This window comes from Pseudohongiella sp. SYSU M77423, from assembly GCF_029911965.1.
In the GTDB taxonomy this organism is placed as follows: Bacteria; Pseudomonadota; Gammaproteobacteria; order Pseudomonadales; family Pseudohongiellaceae; genus Pseudohongiella.
In genome coordinates, this window is sequence record NZ_JARYTH010000003.1 from 176294 (window position 1) to 198812 (window position 22519).

Genomic DNA, 22519 nt, shown 5'->3' on the forward strand with positions numbered 1-22519 from the left:
CCAATGAAATCAGAGGAGCTGCTGAAGCATAAAGGTTACCTTGGAACAGTGAAACCTGATTTTGAAAGCGGTAAGTTATTTGGCAATGTTCAATATATCAATGATTCAATTTTTTATCAGGGAAAGGATCTGGATGAATTGACCCAGAGTTTTGTTGAGGCTGTTGATGATTATCTTGCTATGTGCGAAGAGATCGGAAAGGAGCCGGACAAAACTTTTACAGGTCAGTTTAACGTTCGCATGGATCAAACAATGCACAAAAGGCTTGTATATCGTGCAGCAGAAGAAGGATTGAAACTTAATACCCTGGTTGTCAAAGCCTGCCGAACATACCTCGATCATCCAGATGGAAAATTTGTTGTTCACAACCATCATCAACACACTCATATGTATAAATTCGGATATGAGGATATGACCGGTGCTGCGAACCTTGTGGCCAAGGAAGTTGATAGCGCCGCAAAACTTGGGTCAGAGCGCGTTAAATTCATGGGCGCACGGCGACCCATCGGGCAGATCTAAAATGAAAGCGTCTTTCATCGACAAAATCCGCCTAGAAAAGAAGGTCTTAACGCGCTTTAATCTAGAGCAAATTCAGCCAAGACCTAAACACATGGCCGTGTACTTGATGTTGAATATCGCAGACGAGAACTATCAAGAAAAATACAGCATAGACGACAATTTGAGCATATTGTTTACTCTAAACTTCGATATGCATGACCACGATCACCATAATTTTGACTCCGAGAATCCATCACGCGATTCACTGGCTTTGAGCGGCAAAATCCAGGTCAGAATGGTGGCCAGGTTCAGAGAGGGGTTCGAACCTAAAGCACCTATCGGGGAAACTTACGTAGTTGAGATATTATCGTTGGTTTATGATGATATGCGAATCATAGTCGAAGACGCAATTTGGAAAACTGATTACCGCGGGTTCGCCCTTCCTGTGGATTTTCGTGAGCTGCTTGAAATCCAAACACCGACCACAAGAAAAGATGCCGAATCTGACGCGGAGGACTAATATTTGATCGAGCACCCCACCCTCGAAGTCGAGGTTCGACTTTGATCCGTCTTCAGCAAAGTTTGGGCAAATAGACAGTCAAGATAAACACCTGCCACCCCTGCTACCTGTTCTCTTGCGCCTAAGCTGCAAAACAGTATTGGTTAGTCCTGCCTCTAAACTTTAATCTGAATCGCCCCGGGTTTCCTGGAGGCTCCTAACTCTGAGAGAATGGAGCCATGAGCAAACCAAAGTCAAACCGATTTTCCCCTGAGGTCCGCGAGCGCGCCGTGCGTATGGTGCTGGAGCATCGCGGTGAGTATCCATCCCTGTGGTGGGCTGCAATCGAGTCGATTGCCCCAAAAATTGGCTGTGTGCCGCAGACCCTGAACGACTGGGTGCGCAAACATCAAGTTGATGCCGGTGAGCGCCCTGGTGTCACCAGCGGCGAACAGCAGCGCATCAAGGATCTTGAGCGCGAGGTCAAAGAGCTGCGCAAGGCCAATGAGATTCTGAAGCTGGCCAGCGCGTTTTTCGCACAGGCGGAGCTCGACCGCCGATTCAAGTCCTGAGAGAGTTTGTTGACCGTCACCGCGACACCTATGGGGTCGAGCCGATCTGCAGGGTGTTGCAGATTGCCCCATCGGGTTATCGGCACTATGCCGCGTGCCAGCGCAGCCCGCAGCTGCGCTGCGCCAGAGCCAAACGTGACGAGGAGCTGATGGTTGAGATTCGCCGTGTGTGGAACGCTAATTTCCAGGTATATGGCGCTGACAAACTGTGGCGTCAGCTTAACCGCGAAGGCATCACAGTGGCGCGCTGCACAGTGGAAAGGTTGATGAAAGTCATGAGCATACAGGGCGCCCGACGCGGCAAGGTTGTGCGTACCACGATCCCTGATCAGAACGCGGCATGCCCGCTGGATAAGGTTCATCGGCAATTTAATGCGGACAGACCCAACCAGCTGTGGGTGTCTGATTTTACGTATGTCTCTATCTGGCAAGGCTGGGTCTATGTGGCATTCGTGATTGATGTGTTTGCTCGTTCCATCGTTGGCTGGCGTGTCAGTACCAGCATGCGCACAGACTTTGTACTGGACGCGTTGGAGCAGGCCTTGTATGCGCGTCAGCCAACCGATGCACTGATTCATCACAGTGACCGCGGCTCGCAATACGTCTCTATCCGTTACACAGAACGACTGGCTGAGGCTGGTATTGAGCCATCGGTTGGCAGTCGAGGTGACAGCTACGACAACGCACTGGCAGAAACGATCAATGGCTTGTACAAAACCGAACTGATACATCGCCGGGCGCCGTGGAAAAGTCGTGAAGCCGTGGAGCTGGCCACACTGGAATGGGTGACCTGGTTCAATCAACACAGGCTGTTGGAAAGCATCGGGTATATACCTCCGGCAGAAGCTGAGGCAACCTACTACCGCCAACTGAGTGAACCAATGGCTCAAGCGGCGTAACTTAAACCAAATGGCCTCCAGGAAACCCGGGGCGATTCATATAGGTAAAAAACCCCACTAAACAAAGGCTCCGACTGTAAGCGGCCTATTTCTGCCTGCTCTAGTCTCGTGGCGGTAAAACTTGGAGCTTGTGAGTGCTACAAACGCAACGGATGCCTCATCGATTGACCAGGCAAATCTCGGCGCGTTAACGGCGAATCAACGGCGCCCCCAGCAGGAGGCTAACCTGCGAGTGATCGATTGCGAGTCGGCCGCTCCAAGCGGCAGTGTTATAAGCTGGATTAAAGGACTATTTCCCAAGCAACGGATGCATAGTCCGTCACTTATACCGGCCAAAAGTCCGTTTCTCGGCTTCTAACTAAATGAAAAGTATCGGATTTAACGCGGAAAACTGCCAAAAAGATGGTGGGCCCACCTGGACTCGAACCAGGGACCAACGGATTATGAGTCCGCTGCTCTAACCAACTGAGCTATAGGCCCGTTTTGAGCCCCCGCGAGCGCAGGGGCGAAAACGAATGGCGGATTATAAAGGCCAAACCCGCAAGTTGCCAGTGATGGCGTTAACCGCGCGGCTCAGCCAGGCCCCGGTGATTGCCGCGATGCGGATTGGGACGTACCATTGAGCCGTAGATCATGCCCACCAGGCTGAATGCCAGACCCACAAACTGCGGCTCAAAGGGGATTTCCGGGTACAGGATTTCCAGCAACAGCCAGCTTCCCAGGCCAAGAACAATGGAAAGCGTGCAGCCAAAGTTGCTCGCGCGGCGCCAGAACAGGCCGGCAGTCAGTGGGATGAACACGCCTGCCAGTGTAATGCGGTAGGCGTTTTCGACCATTGCATGAATGTTGCCGTCTGAGGCGGCGGCGTTGATGATGACCATAATGGTGAATACAAATACCGTCAGCCGCGTGTAAAGCAGCAACTGCTTGTCCGTCATATTGGGCAGGAAGTTGCGCAGAATGTTTTCTGTAAACGTGACTGACGGTGCCAGCAATGTACCGGAAGCGGTACTCATGATGACGGACAGCAGGGCGCCGAAGAATACTACCTGCAGCCAGAAAGGCATGTGATTGAACACGAAGCTCGGCAGCACCAGCTGCGAGTCTTCCGCCATCAGTGTTTCGGTGGCGGCGGGGTCGACCATACTGGCGCTGTAGGCCAGCAGCAGGGGAATCGCGGCGAAGAAGAAATAGGCCACGCCACCTAGGGTGGTACCCCAGACGGCCACGCGCTCGTTCTTGGAAGTGTTCACGCGCTGGAAAACGTCCTGCTGGGGAATAGAGCCGAGAGCCAGCGTAAACAGCGCTGCCGTCCAGCCCAGGATATCAATCAGGTCCATGGCCGGCAGCCATTCGAATTTGCCTTCGGCAGCAGCAGCGGCCACGACCTCACCGACACCGCCAGCCATGTTGGTGGCGGAGCTGGTGACCAGCAGAAGGCCGGCAACAATGACCACCATCTGCACGGTTGTTGTCACCGCCACTGACCACATACCACCAACCAGTGTGTAGATCATCACGACGCCGGCGCCGATGACCATGCCGGCGGTCATGCTTACCGAGCCTTCTGACAACACGTTAAAGACCAGGCCCAGCGCGGTGACCTGTGCAGACACCCAGCCCAGGTAGGAAAGCATGATGCAGGCAGACAGCACCATCTCGGTCTTTTTGTTGAAGCGGTAATAGAAAAAGTCACCTAGCGTCAGCAGTTTCATCCGATACAGGGGCAGCGCAAACACCAGACCGAACAGCACCAGACAGGCGGCGGCACCCAGGGGGTCAGAGATCAGGCCACGAAAACCTTCATCAAGAAAGGTCGCCGATATGCCGAGAACGGTTTCCGCACCAAACCAGGTCGCGAACACCATGGCAATGACCATAAACATGGGGAGGCTGCGACCGGCGGTAATAAAGTCGCTGGCAGAATGCACTTTGCGCGCAGCGGCGACACCGATACCAATGGAAACAAGCAGATAAACTACAACCAGAGCTAGCAACATAAGCAACCTCGGGAAACAGGTTGTGGATTACAGGTCAGTTTAAAGGCGTTTGTGTGACCACCTGCCAGGGTGCAGGCTCTGTTGCCGCCAAGCGCGCATGATAAAGAAAAATTCCAGAAAAAAAAGCATTTTTTAGTCGTAAGGCCGTCATATACGTCAATTTGGCAGGTCTTGTTGATTCTCTCTGGTCCAGTGCACCGTTTTGATGCCAATTTCCTCGGAGATAAACATCCCGCCACTGGTCTTGCGATAGTGCTGCAGCGCGCCATAAACCATGGGAGCTCCCAGCAGCAGAATGGGGATATTGAGATACACCATGATGATGTTGGTCAGGTCCGTGATCGCCCACAGATTGCCAAGATTCAATCCGGCCAGCATAGACAGCGCCCCAAAAGGTACAAACACCAAGGAGCCGGAGACACGAATTCCGGTAATGAAATGGGGCGAGCGGGAAATGAAGTTCGCAGATATTTCGGCAAATGAAATCATGCCGAGCAATGTGGTGAAGGCAAATAGACAGTAACAGATCGCCAGAATGATCGTCACCGTCGCAGTGAGCGCGGCAGGCAGCAACGCCTGCACGGAGGCCAGGTAGGTGCCAAATCGTGATGCACTCATCGCCTGCCATACCGCACTGTCACTGGCACCGCTCCAGACCTGGGCGAGCACGACAATAAAACCGGTGAGTGTGCAGATAACAATGGTGTCGAAAAATACCCCCAGGCTCTGCACAAATCCCTGCTCACAGGGATGTTTGTTGTCTGCTGCAGCGGCCGCCATGGTGATGGTGCCCTGGCCGGCCTCATTAGACATCAGTCCGCGGCGTACGCCCTCAGCCAGCGCGACACCCATGGCGCCACCAAACAGAGCGTCTGGCGCAAAGGCGCCTGTAACAACGGCCGCAAAAAAGCCGGGCACCAGCGGTGCATTGACCAGAATGATCAGCAGAGAAATGCCGCAGAAGATAACTGCCATTACCGGGACCAGCACGTTGGTATAGGCGGTAACGCGGCGAATGCCGCCCATGATCATCCAGGCGCAGCTAAGTACCAGGATGATTGCAATGCCGTAGTAGAGCGGTGATTGTGGATCCGATTCCAGTCCGGTCGCAGTCGTGGCAATGGTGCTGACGGCAGAAAATACATTGAAGGTCTGGGCGGGAACGTTGAACAGTGCGTAGGTGATAAAAACCACCGTCAACATAATACCGATTGGACGACTGTTGCCCAGGATTCGACGACCGTAAAACGGCAGGCCGCCGACAAATTCATTGTCCTTACGCTCCTTGAATAACTGCGCCAGTACCGACTCCATGAATGCCGTTGCCATGCCGAACAGCGCCGCCACCCACATCCAGAACAGCGCGCCGGGTCCGCCGACGGTGATGGCACCAGTGACGCCAACGATATTGCCCGGACCCGCGCGCATGGCGAGGCCCAGCAGGAATGACGCCAATGCGCTGATGCCTACGTCGTGATCCTGCTTGCGCAGCATGATCGGAACGGCCTCTCGAAAGCTCAGTATCTGAACAATACCGGTGCGCCAGGTGAACCAGACGCCCATGCCCAATAGCAGCAGCACAGCAAACGACATTTGCCCCAGCAAAGGAATCTGGCTGTAGATGCTGAACTGAGTGGGGAACGCCCAGACGGCGTCGGAGATGGGGCCAATAAATGAGAAGAACTGGTTTATGCTTTCAAAGAGTCCCTGCACGTGGTCTGGCCCCGGATTTTGTTATTGGCTGTGGCCAGACTTTATCACCAATGTGCCGGTTCCCGTAAGGCCTGCGCGGTACAAGCTTGTGCCACGTAGAATGTTGAGCCAGTGCCCGACTAGCTCGAAGACGCAGCATTTGTTGGATCCAAAAAAATGGCCGCATCCATGCGGCCAGCCAGTGCGATTCAACTGGACAACCTTCCCTGGTCGAAACTCCTCCAGGCCTTGGAACAAGGCTCTGGAGTCAGGCGAACTGATTCATGGTGTTGTCCTTGCCGGATGCCTTAAGCGCATTGTCTCCAGCGAAGTACTCCTTGTGGTCGTCACCAATATTCGATCCGGCCATGTCCTGGTGCTTGACACAGGCCAGACTGCGGCGAATCTCCTGCCGCTGAACTTTCTCAACGTAGGCCAGCATGCCCTGTTCTCCAAAGTAGCCACGTGCCAGGTCATTGGTGGACAGAGCTGCGGTGTGATAGGTCGGTAATGTAATCAGGTGATGGAACACGCCTGCCTCGGCTGCGGCATCACGCTGAAATTGCTGTATCAATTGATCCGCCTGCTGTGCCAGATCGGTCTGATCATAGGTGTCTTCCATCAGGCGATCGCGCACATAAGCACTGGTGTCGCGTCCCTCTGCCTGCCAGGCGTCAAAGACCTGCTGGCGAAAGTTCAATGTCCAGTTGAACGATGGGCTATTGTTGTAAACAAGTTTCGCGGATGGCTCGATTTCCCGAATACGGGAGACCATGTTGGCGATCTGCTCCAGGTTGGGTTTCTCAGTTTCTATCCAGAGCAGGTCAGCGCCATGCTGTAGCGCGGTCACACAATCGAGTACTACACGATCTACGCCTGAACCGGGTTTAAACCGGACCAGACCATTCGGCATGCGCAGGGGCTTAATCACCTCAGCGCCCTGTCGCAGCGCCATCTCGCCGGCGGCCAGCTGCTCCAGTGATTCGATTGGCTCTCCATCAATAAAGGCGTTGTACTGATCAGCCAGATCACCGGGTGCTTTGGAGACGGGAATCTTCTGTGTAAGGCCAGCGCCGAGTGAGTCGGTTCGCGCCACGATGACGCCATCATCAACGCCGAGCTCAAGAAACGCATATCGCACTGCATTGATCTTGGCCAGGAAGTCCTCATGTGGAACAGTCACTTTGCCGTCCTGGTGACCACACTGTTTTGCATCCGAAACCTGGTTCTCAATCTGGATACAGCAGGCGCCGGCTTCAATCATGCGTTTAGCCAACAGATAAGTAGCTTCTTCATTGCCAAAGCCAGCGTCTATATCGGCGATGATGGGTACAACATGGGTCTGAAAGTTGTCGATCTTCCTTAAAGCCACGTGCTCGGCGACCTGGTCGCCGGATTCACGGGCGCTATCCAGCTCCTTGAACAGATGATTCAGTTCGCGGGCATCAGCCTGTTTCAGGAAGGTGTAAATTTCCTCAATCAGCGCGGGCACAGCTGTTTTTTCGTGCATCGACTGGTCCGGCAGGGGGCCGAACTGTGAACGCATTGCCGCGACCATCCACCCAGACAGGTAAAGGTAACGGCCACGTGTCGTGCCGAAATGCTGTTTGATGGCAATCATTTTCTGCTGTGCCACGAATCCATGCCAGCAGCCCAGAGACTGTGTGTACTGGGCTGGGTCCCGGTCATAGGCTGCCATGTCTTCGCGCATGATGTTCGCCGTGTAGCGGGCGATATCCACGCCGCTGCGAAACCGGTTCTGCAAACGCATGCGCGTGAGGTGCTCCGGGCTAATAGTGTTCCAACTGACCCCTTGCTGGCCGAGAATGTTATTGGACAGTTTCATTTCCTGCTGATAATTCATTGCTGGTCTCTCCGTGTGCAAATTCAATGCTTAAAGTGTTTATGGGTTTATTTTGGATCTATGCGCTACGCAGCTGCTGTTTGGCCAGCTTCCGGTAATGATGAAGAATGGGTTCGGTATACCCGCTGGGTTGATCGGTGCCTCGCATGATCAACTCGCGAGCGGCCTGAAAGGCGAGACTGTCCGCGGGGGCTGGCGTCATGGCACGATAGTCGGGGTCGCCATGGTTCTGCTGATCAACCAGCTCCGCCATCTCTTCCATGATGGATAAGACCTGATCCTGCGTGCACAGCCCATGCAATAGCCAGTTGGTAATATGCTGGCTGGAAATACGCAGAGTGGCTCTGTCTTCCATCAGGCCAACCTGATGAATATCCGGAACCTTGGAGCAGCCAATGCCCTGGTTTATCCACCGTACCACGTAGCCCAGAATGCCCTGGATGTTGTTCTGGAGCTGGCTGTGTATCTCTGTTGCGCTCAACTCGCGACTGATTCCAAGAAGCGGAGGCGTCAGAATATCGTCCAGTGAGGCGCGTGTTCGGGTCGTCAATTGATCTTGCATTGCGGCTACATCCACCTGGTGATAGTGCAATGCATGCAGCGTCGCGGCCGTGGGCGAGGGTACCCAGGCGGTGCTGGCGCCCGCGCGGGGATGGGCCTGCTTGCTGGCCAGCATCTCAGCCATGTTATCCGGTTTTGGCCACATGCCTTTGCCAATCTGACCACAGCGGTTCAGCCCGCTGGCCAGGCCAATATCTACATTGCGGTCCTCGTAGGCCTGAATGCAGCGGCTCGTTTTAATTTCATCCTTGGGCAATATGGCACCAGCCTGCATGCAGGTATGTATTTCATCACCGGTTCGGTCCAGAAAGCCCGTGTTGATGAAAACCACGCGATGTTTTGCCTGATCCAGGCACGATGCCAGATTGACGGTTGTACGTCGTTCCTCATCCATGATGCCGAGTTTGATGGTGTGGCGTGGCAATCGCAGCAGATCCTCAACCCGGCTCATCAACTGATCGGTAAACGCCACCTCCGCAGGTCCATGCAATTTGGGTTTGACGATATAAATGTTTCCGCACTGGGAGTTGCGTTTCTGATAAGGGCCACGGATATCAAGCGAGCCAATCAGGGCTGTGACAACCGCGTCGATGATGCCTTCCGGCACCTCGTTGCCAGCGCGATCACGAACAAGTTCGCTGCTCATCAGTAAGCCGACATTACGGATCAGCATCAATGAGCGACCGCGCAGTGTCTGTCTGGCACCATCGCGTGCGGTGATCACACGATCACAATTGAGCGTGCGTATATGACGGATGCCGTCTTTTTCAAAGCTTGCTGTCAAATCGCCGCGCATCAGGCCCAGCCAGTTGCGATACACGTCGATTTTATCTTCAGCATCAACGGCAGCAACGGAATCTTCGGCGTCCATGATGGTTGTCAGCGCCGACTCCAGCATGATGTCCTGAATGCCCGCCAGATCTTCCGCGCCAGGGCTTGTGCTGCGATCAATGCGAATTTCCACATGCAGACCGTGGTTGCGGAGAAAGACTGAACGCAGTGTTGTATCAGCGCCGATCGTGCCTACCCACTGCTCTGGGTGTTTTAAGTGTGTTATCCGGCAATGCTGCAGTTTAACGGCCAGTTCACCATCTTTGACCAGATATCTGGTGGCTTCGTGGTGCGAACCTTCCACCAGCGGGAAGGTCGCGTCCAGGAAATCCCTTGCCCGCTCAATGACAGCCGCGCCACGTAGAGGATTGTAGTTTTTGCCAGGCTCAAGATCGCCCGACAAATCAATGGCGTCAGATCCGTACAAGGCATCATAGAGACTGCCCCAGCGCGCATTGGCGGCGTTAATCGCGAAACGGGCGTTCTTCAGCGGGACTACCAGTTGCGGTCCGGCAATCTCGGCGACCTCTTCGTCCACGGGTGTTGGGCAGACTCTGAGTTTTGCAGGTTCAGCCTGCAGGTAGCCAATGGCGCTCAGAAAGTTTCGGTACGCTGCTGCATCGTGTGTTTGATGGCGGTGATGTTTATGCCAGTCGTCAATCTGTCGCTGCAGTCGATCGCGTTCAGCCAACAGTTCCTGGTTCTTTGGCGACAGCTCTTCAATTAGCGCCTGAAACTCCTGCCAGAACGCCTCTGGCTGGAGCCCCGTCAGCGGCAGAACTTCGTCTGTCAGAAAGGTTTTGAATGCCGGATCGATCGCGCTGAAATCCTGGTCCGCTTGTCGCAATGCATTTTCCATGAGTCATCTCCTGCTTGTGTGGAACGGCAGGTAGTGTATAAAATCATTTAATGGAATTTCACAATTAAAATTTCACATTGTGAATTTCACAAATCGGCGAATTTTACAGGCCTCAGAAACAGGCTGTTTAAAGTTTGAATTCAGGAGTTTGCAGCCACCGTCATGCCTGATTTTCAGGCAGGGAGACGCTTATGGTTACTGGTCAGACACTCACCCGGCGCTCGCATTTTCTCGGCACCAAGATCCGCAATCTGCGTAAACGCAATCGACTGACCATGGAGGATCTGTCAGCACGTTGTGTCAAGCTGGATCCTGAGCTTGCGCCTTCAGTGTCCTATCTGTCGATGATTGAAAGGGGGAAGCGGGTTCCGGCCCGGGACACGCTTGCTGTGATCGCCGCGGTGTTCCAGAAGGATCCGCAGTGGTTTATGGATGATGCAGAGGCCGAACAGGAGATAAGGCCCGACAAGTCGGGCCGGGGCGGTATAGCCGGCATCGCGCTGGAGCCTGGGTTTCTTTTCTCCCAGGAGATTCTTCAGATCGCAATTCCCGAGATGCTGGCGCAGACCGGCACCAGTGGTCGTCAGTTAGCGCATCTGCTGATAAGAGCGCATCAGGAACACCATCGCAATCATTTTCCGGATATCGAACGCGCCGCAGAGGAGGTAGGAGGCAAACAGCTGCCCATCCACGTCGATGATATGCTGTCAATCATCCGCAAAACCGGTGTCAAAATAAAATGGTTCTCCCGAACGCCCAAGGAAGTCAAAGATGAGGCTGGCGTAAAATCTCTGGGAACGGTGCGTTCTTTCTTTGATCCTCCAGGAACCCTGTATCTGAATGAAACACTAAAAAAGCAGGCTGGAAGGTTAAAGTACGACCTGGCGCTACATATTGGTCATTTTACTTTGCACAACAAGGATGGCTTAAAAAGCGTGCTGCTGGCGGGTAGAAGCCAGAGCAATAACAGTTCTGGACGGCAGACAGGTTCGGATCTGGATGCACAGGATATTCTTAATGCCTGGCGTGATTTTGAGTGCAGTTTTTTCGCTGGCGCACTGCTGTGCCCTAAAGTCCCGTTTCGGCAGTTGCTGGACAGAAACAGCTACGAGGTCGGTGTCCACAAACAGCTTGATGTGTCACCTTCCGTAGTCATGCGGCGAATGACGGCTGTCTCACCTTATCCCCATTGGCATTACTTTGATGCCTATGCGCCGGGTACCCTGAAGGCGGTGTATCGCGGCAACGGTATTCCGCTGCCATGGGGGAATATGCGTCAGGTGGAAGACCCCTGTCAGCACTGGTCGGTGTTCAGAATGCTGGCGGATAGTCAGAGAGGTGCCTCTGCACAGATATCAGTACTGGACACTCGCGACGGTCCGCGGATTTACTGCTGCGAGTCGGTGCCGGACCGCGACATGGCGGATAATCCGCATGTGCTGTGTGCTGGCATAGACCTCAATCCGGCCCTGGATGCAGCGGGAAGCCCTGCCAGGGAGATTGCCCAGCAGCTAAAAGATGCGTGTGCACAGGGAGGTGGCGACAGTGCTGTGCCTGACTATGTGCGGCGCGCCATATTGAGCGCCGGGCGAATACTCAATATTGCCTGGGTTGAGCGGGGGCTGGCCAACCCTGCCAGGTTGATATGCTCTCGAGGGTCAATGTGCCCACGTATTCCAAGCTGCTATCCGGCAGCAGAGTCAGCTGACACGATGACGGTCATGGAGCGTATGCAGCAGGAAATTCGCGAGGAGACCTAGTTGTTAGTAATTTTGAGATTTTCGGGAAGGGCTGAATGAGTGTCGCAGAGAGGGAGCATGCGGTAATACTGTCTGGGGTGAGCAAAGCCGGGGACGGAGTGACACTCCGTCCCCGCTGATATTACTCGTCGAGGAAGCTGCGCAGATGATCCGAACGTGTCGGGTGACGCAGCTTGCGCAGCGCCTTGGCTTCGATCTGACGGATGCGCTCACGGGTGACGTCGAACTGTTTGCCGACTTCTTCCAGAGTGTGGTCGGTATTCATATCAATACCAAAACGCATACGCAGCACTTTGGCTTCACGCGCGGTCAGGCTATTCAGCACTTCCCGAGTGGCTTCTCGCAGGCCTTCCTCAATGGAGGAGTCAACCGGTGACTCGACAGTAGAGTCTTCGATGAAATCGCCAAGATGCGAATCTTCATCGTCACCGATTGGTGTTTCCATGGAGATGGGCTCTTTGGCGATTTTCAGCACACGACGTACTTTATCTTCAGTCATGTCCATACGCTCACCCAGTTCTTCCGGGGTAGGCTCGCGGCCTTTCTCATGGACCATCTGACGGCTGATACGGTTCAGCTTGTTGATGGTTTCGATCATGTGTACCGGGATACGGATGGTACGCGCCTGGTCCGCAATTGAGCGGGTGATGGCCTGACGAATCCACCATGTCGCATAGGTCGAGAACTTGTAGCCGCGACGGTATTCGAATTTGTCCACGGCCTTCATCAGGCCGATGTTGCCTTCCTGAATCAGGTCGAGGAACTGTAGCCCGCGGTTGGTGTACTTCTTGGCGATTGAGATCACCAGTCGCAGGTTGGCTTCCACCATTTCCTTTTTGGCGCGACGGGATTTGGCTTCGCCAATCGACATGCCGCGGTTGATTTCCTTGATTTCGGCAACGGTCAGGCCACTCTCTTCTTCCATGGTCTGCAGCTTGCGCTGGGCGCGCACGATTTCTTCGGCCAGGTCCTGCAGGCGACCCGCCCAGGCTTCCTTGGTCTTGGCGAACTGCTTCACCCATTTCTCGTCGACTTCCGAACCCGGGAATGTCGTGACAAACACCTTGCGTGGCATGCCGGCGTTGCGAATACACAGCGTCATGATGGCGCGCTCGTGTCGACGCACACGGAACAGCGCGACGCGAGCCTGGTTGACCAGGTGATCAAACAGTTTGGGCGTCAGTTTGAATGTTTTGAACATATCGCCCAGCTTATCCAGCTCGGCGACAGATTTCTTGTGTCCCCGGCCATGCTTTTTCAGCGCAGCTTCGGTGACCGCATACTGAGCACGCAGTTCTTCAAAGCGCAGACGCGCCTCTTCCGGATCCGGGCCTGAAGTGGTTTCTTCGTCGTCGGTAACGCCACTGACAGTATCGTCATCATCGTCACTGTCGGAATTGCTGCTGTCGTCATCAGACGATGTGTCATCACTGCTGTCTGCAGCCGCCGCCGGTACCGTGTCATCATCAACTTCCAGGTAACCGGTGATAATGTCTGTGAGGCGGCGCTCTTCTGTGGCTACCAGGTCGTATTCGGCGAGAACGTGATCAATTGTGCCAGGAAAGCTGGCCATTGATTTCATCAGCTCGCGCAGACCTTCTTCGATACGCTTGGCGATGACGATTTCGCCTTCGCGGGTCAGCAGTTCAACCGTGCCCATCTCGCGCATGTACATACGGACCGGGTCGGTCGTGCGACCGGCTTCGTTTTCCACAGCCGCAAGTGCTGCCGCCGCCTCGGCAGCGGCCAGTTCGTCGGTGCCACTGTCATCATCACCATCGTTGAGCAGCAGGGCATCAGCGTCAGGTGCTGTTTCAAACACCTTGATGCCCATGTCGTTGATCATCTGTATGATGTCTTCCACCTGATCCGGATCCGAAATAGTATCCGGCAGGTGGTCGTTGACCTCAGCATAGGTCAGATAACTCTGTTCCTTGCCTTTGGCGATAAGGGCTTTTAAGCCGGATTGAGTGGCATTCGGACGCGAATCAGACATAGCTTCCCATTCGGTTAGACAGGTGACATTGTGGAAATAAAAATCAGCCGGGCATTATAGCCGTTGAGGCTACTCTATACCAGACAGAAATTTAGTCCATTGGTTCGTTTTTAGCAGACCGCGACAGCGGTTTTAATCGTTCAAGCAGCTTTCGGCGCATGGCCTGTTTCTCTGCTTCTTGCTGTAATGACTTGATAATAAAAGAAAACTCATGTGACCTGCCGGCCTCGGGAGTGATCTTCTCATTTTTGAGCAGCTGCGTCAGGCGGTTACCCTGAGGTGTGCCATAACAGTGTCCCAGCAGCGCATACGTTCCTGTATTGGGGTGGCTGCGCGCAAATTCAAGTAACTCCAGCAATAAACTTGTGTCCGGGTCATCTAGTAGACGAAGCTGCTCGACATTTATTTCCGTTGAATGCGCAAGATCCGGCTGGTGCAGCAATAGTTCGAGTGCAGCCAGTGCGGCCGGTTTCTGCACACGCTGTTTTGGTCTGGTGTTTATGGCTGGTTCCGCGTCGGGCTGGCTGCCAGAACCTGGCGGAGTATCTGGCCATTCCGGCGGAGCTGGCGGCATCGGTGACGTCGCCGGCTCTGGTGGTGCGGGCGCGTTGTTCAGCAACTCGTTGATGGTTTCCCGCTGGGACTGTGTCTGACGTGCCAGCTCATCCAGCATCAATTGCTGAAACAGGCCGCGCGGCAGCTGTTTGATCAGGGGGATCGCCTGACTGAACAGTTTGGCGCGACCGTCCATACTGGTGGCGTCCAGTTCTTCCAGCAGGTGTTCGAAGAAGTAGTCGGAGAGTGAGCGAGCCTTGTCCAGTCGTGCCAGAAAACCTTTGGACCCCTCTTTGCGGACCAGCGTGTCCGGGTCTTCGCCTTCAGGCAGAAACAGGAAGCGAATCTGGCGTCCGTCTTCCATCAAGGGCAGGGAGGCAGCAAGTGCTCGCCAGGCAGCAGCACGCCCTGCGTCATCGCCATCAAAACAGAATACGACTTCTGGCACCAGGCGGAACAGTCGGGTCAGGTGCGTGGCATTGGTGGCGGTGCCTAGTGTTGCAACAGCGAAGTCGATGCCGTGCTGAGCGAGCGCCACGACATCCATATAGCCTTCAACGATGAGGAAGCGCTCGGGTTTGCGTGACGCCTGGCGGGACTCATAAAGTCCGTACAGTTCCCGGCCCTTGTGGTAGACCGGTGTTTCCGGGGAGTTGAGGTACTTGGGTTTGTCGTCGCCCAGCACTCGACCGCCAAATCCAATCACCCGGCCGCGCGCATCGCGAATCGGAAACATGATGCGATCACGAAAGCGATCATAGTGGCTGTCGGTGTCGCTTTTGCGTTTGGCCGCTTCACGGGCGATCACCAGGCCGGCTTTCTCCATGGTGGCCCGATCAATGCGATACTTCTGTTCAAGTTCCTGCAGCAGATTTTCCCAGCCGGGTGGCGCCAGGCCAATACCAAAACGTTTGGCTATCTGGCCGGTCAGTCCGCGGGACTTAAGGTAGGACACTGCGCGCTGTCGTGATGGATGTTGCCGCAGCTGCTGCTGATAGTACTGGTTTGCCTGTTCCAGGGCAGCGACTAAAGCGTCATGCTCGCTCTTGCGGCGGGCATCCTGCTGGCCGGATCCCTGCTCGCGCGGAACAGTCAGGCCCAGGTCGTTCGCCAGAGTCTCGACCGCCTCCGGGAAGTCTTTGTGGTCAAAGTCCATCACAAAGCCCAGCGCGTTGCCGCCCGCCCCGCAACCAAAGCAGTAATAGAACTGTTTGTCGGGCTCAACGCTGAACGACGGAGTTTTTTCCTGGTGGAATGGGCAGCAGGCGGAGTAGTTCTTGCCGGTCTTGCGTAGTTTGACGCGCTTGTCGATGACCTCAACGATATCGACCCGGCTAAGCAGGTCGTCGATGAAGTGTTGGGGAATCAGACCAGCCATGTCAGCCCCCGGAGATGATCAAGCGTTGGAGAGTCTGCTTTTGATGGTCTGGCTGATGGCGGCCATGTCGGCGCGCCCTGCAACCTGGGGTTTAACGGCGGCCATCACTTTGCCCATGTCCTGCATGGTTTTGGCGTCAGTGTCGGCCATAGCCTGGGTGATGATGGCGTCAACTTCCTGCTCGCTCAGTGCCGCCGGCATGAAGGTCTGCAGTACATCGATCTCAGCCTGCTCGGTGTCGGCCAGGTCGGTACGGCCTGCGGCTTCATACTGACGGATGGACTCTTTGCGCTGCTTGATCATTTTTTCCAGCAATGACAGCACGCGAGCATCGTCTGGCTCGATACGCTCGTCAACCTCAACCTTCTTTACCTCTGCCAGTGCCAGGCGAATGGTGCCCAGGCGGGCTTTGTCCTTGGCGCGCATGGCGTCTTTCATCGCTTCTGTAAGCTGATTTTTCAACGCACAATCGGCCATGACAGATTCCGGTATCGAAGTAGGGGTCTACAGGTTATAGCAAAGCTGTGGCGGCTAAGCCAGCCATTGATCAGTCCAGGGACTGATCAATATCAGTACAGGCGCTTGGTGCGCTTGTTGTCGCGAGACAGCTTCTTCAGGTGACGCTTCACGGCTGCAGCGGCTTTGCGCTTACGGGCAGCTGTGGGCTTCTCATAGAATTCTTTGCGGCGTACTTCAGCCAGGACACCTGCTTTCTCACAGGAGCGCTTGAAGCGACGCAGAGCCACATCAAACGGCTCGTTTTCTTTCAGTTTTACCATTGGCATAGTGTACAGACACCTTTCCATTCAATTCAAAGGGGCGCATATGTTAATGCGAGTTGTCGGCAAATGCAAAAGTTATCTGCATCCGGGCGGGCGCCGGCTGGCTAAACCGCCGAGGCTGCCGTATTATTCACGTCTTTTTCGATAAATCAATGGGTTTTTATGCGAATACTGGGTCTTGAGACCTCCTGTGATGAAACAGGTGTCGCAATCTATGACAGTGAGCAGGGCCTGCTCGGTGATGCGCTGTACAGTCAGGTCGACATGCACGCGCGCTACGGCGGCGTGATTCCGGAACTGGCGTCGCGCGACCATATCCGCAAAACACTGCCGATGATTCGCCAGTTGATGGATGAAAAATCCATTCCCGTGTCGTCTATCGATGGTATCGCCTATACATCGGGACCAGGCTTGATCGGTGCCCTGCTGGTAGGCGCGGCGTTGGGGCGTTCATTGGCGATGGCCTGGAACGTGCCGGCAGTCGGTGTGCACCACATGGAAGGTCACCTGCTTGCGCCCATGCTTGAGGAGGACCCACCGCAGTTCCCATTCGTGGCATTGCTGGTATCTGGCGGTCATACGCAGCTGGTGGCCGTGCAGGGAATCGGCCAGTACACATTGTTGGGTGAATCGCTGGACGACGCAGCTGGTGAAGCTTTCGACAAGGTCGCCAAAATGCTGGGGCTGGCGTATCCCGGTGGTCCCCGCGTGGCGGCACTTGCCCAGAAAGGCCAGGCAGGGCGATTCAAGTTCCCCAGACCCATGACTAATCGCCCGGGACTGGATTTCAGTTTCAGCGGACTGAAGACCTATGTTCGCAACACACTTGAATCATTGGCGGATGCGCCTGGCGGCCTGACGGAACAGGATCGTGCTGATGTAGCGTTGGCCTTTGAGGAGGCGGTAGTGCTGACACTGGTCATCAAGTGTCGCAGAGCGCTGGAACACACAGGCATGAAGTCCCTGATCATCGCTGGCGGTGTCAGTGCCAACATCCGCCTGCGCGCAGGTCTGCAAAAGATGGTTGAATCCCAGCGCAGCAAGCTGTTCTATGCAAAACCCAGATTCTGTACTGATAATGGCGCCATGATTGCCTATGCTGGCTGTCAACGGCTGATGGCCGGGCAGCGCGAGGGGCTAGCCATTCGGGCGCGGGCACGCTGGCCAATGAGCACATTGTCGCCTCTGTCGGCATTCAACAGGCTGGTTGATCCAGCATCCGGGCTGTCTGTCCCCGTAAACGCTGATCAGCAGGCAGGTAGTATTCACAATGCGAGGGCGGAATAATGGATATCGTTTATGTAAGAGAGCTTGAAATACAGACCGTCATCGGCATCTATGACTGGGAACGCAAGATCCGTCAGACAGTCAGTCTGGATCTGGACATGGCCACCGATATCCGGGCGGCGGCCAATACTGAAGACATTAACAACACTCTGGATTACAAGGCGGTGTCCAAACGGCTGATCGCCTTTATCGAAGCAGCCGAATTTCAGTTGATCGAGACCATGGCTGAGCGCGTGGCCGAGCTGGTATTGGCGGAATTTCCCGTCAACTGGCTGCGGCTGCGCGTAGGCAAACCAGGCGCGGTCACCGGAGCGCGGGATGTAGGTGTGATCATAGAACGCGGACAGTCATGACTTGCCTGACACTTGGACTGGGCAGCAATCAACAGGCGCACTTTCACATGCGCCAGGCCCTGGATGGCCTTCAGCATCATTTTGGCGATCTGTTGCTTTCCAGCGTGTTTGAAAGTGAAGCTGTCGGGTTTGATGGCAGCAACTTCCTGAACATGGTCGTGGTCTGTGACACCAGGCTGTCGCTGACCGGCATCAATGACATTATCAAGTCACTGGAAGATGCCAATGGCCGTCGCAGGGGCGGTCCCCGCTTCGCATCCAGAACACTGGATATCGATATACTCACCTATGATGATCTGCACGGCGAATATGAGGGTGTTGTTTTGCCGCGTCCTGAGATAACGGCCAATGCCTTTGTGCTATGGCCAATGGCGCAGGTGTGTGGCAGCAAGGTCGATCCGGACTCAGGTCTCAGCTATCAGCAGTTGTGGGATGCCTATGACAAGAGTCGGCAGCGGCTGTGGCCGATTGATTTTGAGTGGCAGGGGCATCGCGTGTCCCGCGCTACCCCTGCCTGACTCTCCATGCCTCAGGGCGGGCTATCAACCCGCCCATCACTTATTGATTGCCGGATTCCGCTTCCGGGGCGGGTTCGACAGGACTTGAGGTTTTTCTGAGAAATACATGTGGCCCTACTACGACAGCGATGGTCGCCAGTCCGGCCAGCAGACCTGTCCAGGGGTCAAACAGTGCAAAGGCCATCGCGGTAAGCACCATGGCACCGCGTTCGGTACTGTCAGTCACCGTGGTCAGTGCCAGAGTTGCGCAGGCAAAGCCTGTCAGCAACAAAGTCACTGCCAGTGCGATGGGCAGCAGTGGCTGCAGTAGCGTCACGATCGGCAGGACAATAAACAGCGCCGGGAATCCATAGACATAGTAGGCAGAGATGCCATCAAAAATGGAGTCCATTTTGTCGCGGCCAGATACCCAGCGCTTCAGAACGATAACCTGAATACCTGTCCACAACACGCCCTGTGTTCCGAAGAAAGGTGCGACCACCGCCATTGCCGCGTTGCGAATGCCAGTGGACATATGCAGGCGGTTGCTGTTGACGTCCAGCTTTTCATCCTTACGCATGGGCTGGGCGTTCTTGATCATTTCCTCGCCGGTTACGACATCACCAAAAAACAGAATGTAGGTGATAAATGCCAGCGGCAATGCTTCGATGAACATGCTGGGTGCCGGCCAACCGATTACCAGTGGTGATGCCTTTTGCCACAACGAGGCTGTCAGAGCCGGAACATCCAGGAAACCACTGCGGATATTAAAGTCCATTTCGCCGGTAAAGAAACCCACAAAACCTGCTACCAGGAAGGCCGGCAGCAGCCCCAGGCCAGCGATCTTGGCAAGGATTGGCATCTGCGCCGCCTGTCGCTGGAATGGCTTGGAAAAGGTCAGGAACATGCACAGCGCCAGCGATGCAACGGCTGCGATTGGTGTCAGGTTCAGGGCGCTGGCGGCATCACTGGGGTCGAAAATACGGATGAAGGCTGCCACTGCTGCGCCAAGAATGATGCCGCCTTTGAGCACGTTGGGCACCCAGGCGACAAGTTTTGCCCCGAAGCCGGTCACCCCCAGAATAAACAGCAGTGCCGCAAAGTTTAGTGAGAGTGCAGTCATCAACTGGAACTGCTCTTCAGGTGTATTGCCGCCACCAAGTACAAAGGCAAAGATGAATGGCAGCGCCGGCGTCAGCCAGCCGGGTGCGACTGGGTCGCCAAAAATCAGCCAGGCGGCAGAGATGAGCATGGTGTGATACATCGCCATGGTGACCGCTTCTTCAAAGGTCAGGCCAAACGATGCGGTCATGACAGGAACCAGCGCCAGACCAGTTGCTCCGGCGACGCAGATTCCCTGCAAAAACTCCGGCAGCGCAAACCGGGCGTGGATAAATGGAATGCGCAACACAAAGGGGCCCCATTTGATCCCGGGTTGTACATCCCCTTCTCGTCGATTGGTCAGCATAGTCGGAGTCTCTTTATTGTAGATGTTATTAGGTGACCGCCTGATCTTAACGAACTAGTTTGGCCAGGGCAAAGGTATTCGTCGAGAAATTGAATGTATTCATCTAGTGAATGATTGTAAGAGATGGCAGTGATGCTGAGGGGCTCAGGCTAGCGCGCGACCGCCATCGACACGGATATTTTCACCCGTGATGTAGTGTCCGTGAGTGGCCAGGAAAAACACGGTAGCCGCGATATCGTCCTCTGTTCCCAGCCGCCCTGCAGGTATGCCTGCCAGAATCTGCTGACGCTTTTGTGCATCCTCGTCTGCATCACAAGCGTATTCGGGCCATAGAATCGCGCCAGGTGAAACAGAATTGACACGCACCGCAGGAGCCAGCTCCCGTGCCAGGGACTGGGTCATGGCCAACAGTGCCGCCTTGGCCATGGTGTAGGGAGTGAAGCCCGCCATGCCCCGCTCGGCGTTCATGTCGGCCAGGTTGATAATACAGCCGCGAGTTTCGGTCAGCGCTGGCGCCAGTGCCTGGCTTAGAAACAACGGGGCAAGGGCGTTGCTGCCCATCAGTTGATGCCAGTGCTCTATTGTGATTGTGCCCAGCGGGGTCGGAAAAAAGCTGCTGGCATTGTTGACCAGTACGTCCAGGCGACCAAAGGCTGCCAGTGCCTGCTCTGCCAGCTTTGTCACTTGTTCAAAGTCATCCAGGTCGGCCTGCACAGTGAGGGCTGATTCTGGCCGAACGCGATTAAGCTCGGCACATAGTGACTCCGCAGCCTGTAGAGACCGGCGATAATGAATGATCACTCTAAATCCCTGGTCATGAAAATACCTGGCTGTGCCTGCACCAATGCGTTGTGCCGCGCCGGTAATCACTACTACTGGATTAAGGTGTTGCGGGTCGCTGTGTGTCATTTGTCTGGCTCGCTGCTGTTTCTCTGTGACACACCCGCGATGGCTAGCTGACGTGCCTCCTGGAGTTTTTGTCGAATCTGTTCGCCGCTGGGACGTTTCTCGCTGTTCTTCAGCAGTTCAGCAACCCTGACTGCATTGGCTGCCTGGAATGCGGTGCGAAGGTAGTCTGCCTGAGGGTAGTCACGTGCCTCAAAACCGGTGCGCCCGCGTGCATCAGACTCGCAGGCAATCAGGAATGGTTCCAGCCGTTCCGGTCTGCGAAACACATCCAGTGCATTAAAAAGTTTCAGGACTGTCGCCGGCTTGAGTTCCAGAGCGCGATGGCAGTGTGTGTGATATTCGCAACAGTGTCGCGCCAGCGCCCGATAATCATTGGGAACCCGCAGCCGGTCACACAGCTCGTCGATCAGCGCCAGACCGCGGTGTTCGTGGGCGATGTGGCGCGGCCAGTCAGTTTCTGGCGTCAGCCCCTTGCCGACGTCGTGAACCAGCACGGCAAACCGGACAATCGGGTCGTCGCTTAGCCGGCAAGCCTGGCGCAGACTCATGAGGGTATGAATACCGGTGTCGATCTCCGGGTGCCAGGTTTCAGGCTGTGGAATGCCGAACAGGGCATCGACCTCGGGTAAAATCTGTGCAAGAGCATGGCTGTCTCGCAAAACTTCTATAAATACTGCAGCGCCAGGCTGGGCCATGGCCAACTGGACCTCGCGCCAGACCCGCTCCGGGGTCAGCGATTGCAATTCGCCACTGGCAGCCATGTCACGCATCAGCTGCATGGTGTCGTCGGCAACGCTGAAGCCGAATGGTTGGAAGCGAGCGGCAAAGCGCGCCACGCGCAATACCCGCAGCGGATCCTCACTGAAAGCCGGGGAGACATGGCGTAATTTGCGATTCTCCAGGTCTCTGGCGCCGCCCCATGGGTCGATCAGATTGCCTTCGGCATCCTGCGCCATGGCGTTGATCGTGAGATCGCGCCGCTGCAGATCCTGTTCCAGTGTGACATCGGGAGCTGCGTGCACTACAAAGCCTTTGTAGCCCGTGCCGGATTTTCGCTCGGTACGCGCCAGAGCATATTCTTCTTTGCTCTTCGGGTGCAGAAAGACCGGGAAATCCTTGCCAACCTGCTGGTAACCCTGTGCCAGCATTTCATCCACGGTAGCACCGACCACGACCCAGTCACGGTCATAGCCAGTCAGGTTCAGCAGTTGGTCGCGGACGGCGCCGCCGACAAGATAGGTTTGCATGGCGCTGAGTCT

General features: G+C 55.2%; 17 protein-coding genes, 1 tRNA gene, 1 pseudogene and 1 other annotated feature. Of the genes and pseudogenes, 7 read left to right on the forward strand and 12 right to left on the reverse strand.

The features are described from left to right. Positions 1-3: 3 nt before the first annotated feature. The 3 genes from QGM61_RS08475 (at position 4) to QGM61_RS08485 (ending at position 2468) form a co-directional block, all read left to right on the forward strand. A complete protein-coding gene (locus QGM61_RS08475; RefSeq protein WP_281132693.1) occupies positions 4-519 on the forward strand; it encodes a type II toxin-antitoxin system HicB family antitoxin in 516 nt (171 codons plus the stop codon). 1 nt (position 520) lies between these two features. Next, complete coding sequence (locus QGM61_RS08480; protein ID WP_281132694.1) at positions 521-1018, forward strand: hypothetical protein; 498 nt, start codon at positions 521-523, stop codon at positions 1016-1018. A 218-nt stretch (positions 1019-1236) separates the two neighbouring features. Further along, positions 1237-2468 (forward strand): IS3 family transposase gene (locus QGM61_RS08485; protein WP_281132695.1). Its coding sequence is split into 2 segments (ribosomal slippage): positions 1237-1534 and positions 1534-2468, totalling 1233 coding nucleotides; the frame shifts between segments, so codons are not numbered across the junction. Next, positions 1524-1640: a sequence feature (AL1L pseudoknot), on the forward strand. It overlaps the preceding gene by 117 nt. A 403-nt stretch (positions 2469-2871) precedes the next feature. On the opposite strand, the gene QGM61_RS08490 is transcribed toward QGM61_RS08485, so the two are convergent. From QGM61_RS08490 to QGM61_RS08510, 5 genes are all read right to left on the reverse strand, one after another. Beyond that, positions 2872-2948: transfer RNA gene (locus QGM61_RS08490), tRNA-Ile, on the reverse strand. Positions 2949-3028: 80 nt separating this feature from the next. Further along, positions 3029-4468 carry a sodium:solute symporter family protein gene (locus QGM61_RS08495; protein WP_281132696.1) on the reverse strand — a complete coding sequence of 480 codons (1440 nt, stop codon included), beginning with the start codon at positions 4466-4468 and terminating at the stop codon, positions 3029-3031. Positions 4469-4624: 156 nt separating this feature from the next. Continuing rightward, the gene (locus tag QGM61_RS08500; RefSeq protein ID WP_281132697.1) at positions 4625-6181 is read right to left on the reverse strand and encodes an alanine/glycine:cation symporter family protein; all 1557 of its coding nucleotides are present in this window, start codon (positions 6179-6181) and stop codon (positions 4625-4627) included. 247 nt (positions 6182-6428) lie between these two features. Continuing rightward, positions 6429-8024 carry an isocitrate lyase gene (locus tag QGM61_RS08505; RefSeq protein WP_237132194.1) on the reverse strand — a complete coding sequence of 532 codons (1596 nt, stop codon included), beginning with the start codon at positions 8022-8024 and terminating at the stop codon, positions 6429-6431. 58 nt (positions 8025-8082) lie between these two features. Then, entirely contained in the window at positions 8083-10275 is a 2193-nt protein-coding gene (locus tag QGM61_RS08510; protein ID WP_237132193.1) for a malate synthase G, read from the reverse strand. A 191-nt stretch (positions 10276-10466) separates the two neighbouring features. On the opposite strand from QGM61_RS08510, the gene QGM61_RS08515 reads away from it, so the two are divergent. Then, positions 10467-12035, forward strand: a complete 1569-nt coding sequence (locus tag QGM61_RS08515; protein WP_281132698.1) for a DUF3612 domain-containing protein — start codon at positions 10467-10469, stop codon at positions 12033-12035. 121 nt (positions 12036-12156) lie between these two features. Here QGM61_RS08515 and rpoD read toward each other — a convergent pair whose 3' ends face one another. The 4 genes and pseudogenes from rpoD to rpsU all read right to left on the reverse strand — a co-directional run bounded on the left by rpoD (position 12157) and on the right by rpsU (position 16749). Then, the gene (gene rpoD, locus QGM61_RS08520; RefSeq protein WP_281132699.1) at positions 12157-14031 is read right to left on the reverse strand and encodes an RNA polymerase sigma factor RpoD; all 1875 of its coding nucleotides are present in this window, start codon (positions 14029-14031) and stop codon (positions 12157-12159) included. Positions 14032-14152: 121 nt separating this feature from the next. Continuing rightward, positions 14153-15964: pseudogene (gene dnaG, locus QGM61_RS08525) on the reverse strand (DNA primase); the annotation flags it as partial. Positions 15965-15982: 18 nt separating this feature from the next. Further along, complete coding sequence (locus QGM61_RS08530; protein WP_281132701.1) at positions 15983-16441, reverse strand: GatB/YqeY domain-containing protein; 459 nt, start codon at positions 16439-16441, stop codon at positions 15983-15985. Between the two features lie 92 nt (positions 16442-16533). Then, a complete protein-coding gene (gene rpsU, locus QGM61_RS08535; protein WP_058023391.1) occupies positions 16534-16749 on the reverse strand; it encodes a 30S ribosomal protein S21 in 216 nt (71 codons plus the stop codon). Positions 16750-16908: 159 nt separating this feature from the next. Here rpsU and tsaD point away from each other — a divergent pair, with 159 nt between their 5' ends. Genes tsaD through folK form a run of 3 tightly spaced genes read left to right on the forward strand, consistent with a single transcriptional unit; the run spans position 16909 to position 18904 of the window. Further along, entirely contained in the window at positions 16909-18033 is a 1125-nt protein-coding gene (gene tsaD / locus QGM61_RS08540; RefSeq protein ID WP_317622169.1) for a tRNA (adenosine(37)-N6)-threonylcarbamoyltransferase complex transferase subunit TsaD, read from the forward strand. After that, entirely contained in the window at positions 18033-18386 is a 354-nt protein-coding gene (gene folB / locus QGM61_RS08545; protein ID WP_281132702.1) for a dihydroneopterin aldolase, read from the forward strand. Before tsaD ends, folB begins: the two co-directional genes overlap by 1 nt. Continuing rightward, positions 18383-18904 (forward strand): 2-amino-4-hydroxy-6-hydroxymethyldihydropteridine diphosphokinase, encoded by a 522-nt coding sequence (gene folK / locus QGM61_RS08550; RefSeq protein WP_281132703.1) that lies wholly within the window; start codon positions 18383-18385, stop codon positions 18902-18904. Before folB ends, folK begins: the two co-directional genes overlap by 4 nt. Positions 18905-18944: 40 nt before the next feature. Here folK and QGM61_RS08555 read toward each other — a convergent pair whose 3' ends face one another. The 3 genes from QGM61_RS08555 to QGM61_RS08565 all read right to left on the reverse strand — a co-directional run bounded on the left by QGM61_RS08555 (position 18945) and on the right by QGM61_RS08565 (position 22507). Beyond that, positions 18945-20351 carry a xanthine permease gene (locus QGM61_RS08555; RefSeq protein ID WP_237132186.1) on the reverse strand — a complete coding sequence of 469 codons (1407 nt, stop codon included), beginning with the start codon at positions 20349-20351 and terminating at the stop codon, positions 18945-18947. 144 nt (positions 20352-20495) lie between these two features. Next, complete coding sequence (locus tag QGM61_RS08560) at positions 20496-21260, reverse strand: pteridine reductase (RefSeq protein ID WP_281132704.1); 765 nt, start codon at positions 21258-21260, stop codon at positions 20496-20498. After that, positions 21257-22507 carry a multifunctional CCA addition/repair protein gene (locus QGM61_RS08565; RefSeq protein WP_281132705.1) on the reverse strand — a complete coding sequence of 417 codons (1251 nt, stop codon included), beginning with the start codon at positions 22505-22507 and terminating at the stop codon, positions 21257-21259. The genes QGM61_RS08560 and QGM61_RS08565 overlap by 4 nt, the downstream gene beginning before the upstream one ends. Positions 22508-22519: the final 12 nt, after the last annotated feature.